This is a genomic window from Oleiphilus sp. HI0066, assembly GCF_001635725.1.
This window is the reverse complement of the sequence record NZ_LWFH01001029.1, coordinates 1-2978: the sequence shown is the minus strand read 5'-3', so window position 1 is coordinate 2978 and position 2978 is coordinate 1. Positions and strand designations below refer to the sequence as shown.

Below are 2978 nucleotides of genomic sequence, written 5' to 3'. Positions count from 1 at the left end.
GGTAATGGATGTTTTTGTCCTTGGAATAATTCAATAGATAAACAAATAAACAGATAAACAGATAAACAGATAAACAGGTAAACAGGTAAACAGATAGTCTAAGTTATGATGTATTCAAAACAAGAAAGCTCGGTGAACGAGACGTTGCTGCGTGAACACTACATGAAAGCGGATAAAGTAATGCTCGCTATCATGAGCTTATTATTTACCATTTCGTTTGCGATTGCTCCATTATACAACTCATGGGTTGAAGCTATGTTTATCGGCGGTGGTACTTTTGGTACTGCACTGCTTATCAGACACTTTGCGCCCGGAGCATTAGTCACTCGCCTTTTCATTGGCACGGCGTTTATGATTATGACGTCACTACATATTCAGCAAGCACACGGCATGCTGGAATTTCACTTTAGTGTGTTCGTGTTAATCGCCTTGCTGCTCTACTATCGAGACTGGGCCCCGGTTCTCGCAGCGGCTGCAACAATAGCCACACACCACCTTAGCTTTTTCTATCTGCAATCAGGCGGAGTAAATGTTTGGGTATTACCCAGCACAGAACTTGGCATTAGCGTGATATTTCTCCACGCAGCATACGTTGTTATAGAGTCCGCTGTCATCGTATGGATGTCTATCGATCTTAAAAAAGAATTCCTCGCATCTATAGAACTTAGCACCACAACACGCGCGATCGTAAAGGAAGATAAAATTGACCTTTCGATTCGTACCAGTCGTAGCAACAAGCTCCTGCAAGATTTTGATCACTACACCGAAACGGTCTGTGAACTAGTAGATCAAGTGGCACAAAGCTCAACAAAAGCACACAATACAACGAGCGAATTACTAACGCTAAGCACGAATTTGCAGTCACTATCTTCGACACAGCAACAACAAACAGATATGATTGCGAGCGCGGTTGAAGAATTGACAGCATCCGCAAGAGAAGTCTCTCATAACGCAAATCAAGCAGCTGATGCAGCATCTCTTGCACATCAAAATTCGCAGTTATGTCGCGACTCAAGTTCAGTGACAGAAACCAACATCCTCAACTTAAACCAACAAATTGCCGAAGCTTCGCAAACCATTTTATCTCTCGATCAAGAAACCACTGAAATTGGGTCTTTGCTTGATGTGATTCGTGGTATTGCAGAACAAACAAATCTTCTTGCTCTCAATGCAGCTATTGAAGCGGCTCGAGCGGGTGAGCAAGGTCGAGGTTTCGCAGTAGTTGCGGATGAGGTCCGATCGCTAGCTATGCGTACGCAGAAATCGACAGAAGAAATTGATCGTATGATTGAACGTTTGCAGAAAGGAAGCGGCAAAGCTGTTAGTACGATTGAAGCGAGTCAATCTCTAGTCAAAACCTGTGTTGAAAACACACACCAAGGTCTCGAATTAATCGAACGAGTGGAACAAGCCATTAACAAGATCAATGACATGAACCAAGTTATTGCGAGCTCTGCCAATGAGCAAAGTACGGTCACTGCTGACATCAGTCGAAGCTTAAACGAGATAGTTACGTCGGCCTTCGAGACCAATGACCAAATATCAAACAGCAATTCGATGATCGAAGAATTGGATCTCCATGTAAAACAGTTAGAGGCAGTAAACAGTAAGTTTAAAAGTACTTAAAGTTTCGTGAGAAGATCACTAAACCATTCAAATATGATATCGCGGCTAGGTAGTTCTTATGGCGACTGTTTCGACAATATGCCGCGCTAAATGAAAGGTAGTCGCTACTTGTCTTGTATTCTGCGCTTGTCCAAGAAAAAACCATGGTTTTTGGGTGAGTGATCGATCGCTTGAATGTCAATGTGTGCGTTACCGCTCACATTGAGCTTGAGGTCCTGACGAAACCTTTAAACTACCGTACTGGCATGTCGATAAAAACCGCCAATGCTAAGTAATGCAAATCTTACCCTGGTTAATTTACGCTGCTCAAAAGCTGTACATTGTAGCCTTGACCGTCAACCAAAAAACGAAGAAGAGCTATGCAATTGCAAGGGCTTACTTGCGTCAAACAAGAAGGAATGTTTAGTCTAGCATTGGCGGCCAAATACATTTCAGCATCATGGGTATAGTGTGAAGATATTGCACTTATACAACCGATGCTACGTATTATACTAGGTTGCCTACCAATTAGGCTCAGTGCTTTGTTTGAGTCTGCAGATGTCGATCTATCTGGCAACGTTCCTCAAAACTTACAACAATAGGTCCTACATTGAATGATGCTCGTTTTCCATAGGTATTTTGAGATTTCGAGTTTCGCAAAGCTTTTTGTTTTATTGTTCTAAGAGTCTCTTCCGACTCAACCAAACGTGGCATGGCATTCTCCGGTATATTTGATGTTTGTTGTACGCCCAAAAAGTTCGGCTAGTTTAGTTGAGAATTCAGAAAGTGTTAGAAACTGAAATCAAACTCGTTTAAAAGCTGAAGATACCCGCCCAAGGCTTTGCGCCTTCATATCTAAGTCTTTAGAGAGCTCATAACTTTGGTTCGCCGACTGCGTACTTGCTTCGACGAGATCAGACATTTCAACAATGGTTCTCGCGATATCCTCAGACACATTAGTTTGCTCTTCAGCTGCCGTGGCCACTTGCAGATTCAAACCGCTGATCCGCGAAATGCTGTCGCTAATAACATCGAGTTGCCGACTCGCCTTATTAAATAAGTCAGCACTACTGGCAGTCACCTCAGAGCTAGCATTCATTACCGCAGCAGTATTCTTAGCCCCCGTCTGAACGCTTTCAATGATGTCTTCAATTTCAGTCGTGGATTGCTGCGTTTTCTGAGCAAGTGATCGAACTTCATCTGCAACCACCGCGAACCCTCTTCCTTGCTCTCCGGCTCGCGCCGCTTCAATCGCTGCATTTAGAGCGAGGAGATTTGTTTGCTCTGCGATGCCACGTATAACACTGAGCACGTGCCCAACGTTAGCAGAATCCTCTTCCAAACTATGAACGACCAACACCGTTTCCGATATT

2 protein-coding genes are annotated in these 2978 nt (G+C 43.5%); one reads left to right on the top strand and one right to left on the bottom strand.

The window, feature by feature from the left end; genetic code table 11:
• Window positions 1–132 precede the first annotated feature (132 nt).
• A complete protein-coding gene (locus A3738_RS12420) occupies window positions 133–1626 on the top strand; it encodes a methyl-accepting chemotaxis protein (protein WP_197473833.1) in 1494 nt (497 codons plus the stop codon).
• A gap of 781 nt (window positions 1627–2407) precedes the next feature.
• Here the strand turns inward: A3738_RS12420 and A3738_RS12415 are convergent.
• Window positions 2408–2978, bottom strand: a 571-nt coding sequence (locus A3738_RS12415) for a methyl-accepting chemotaxis protein (RefSeq protein ID WP_231876642.1), incomplete at its 5' end; no start/stop codon positions are given.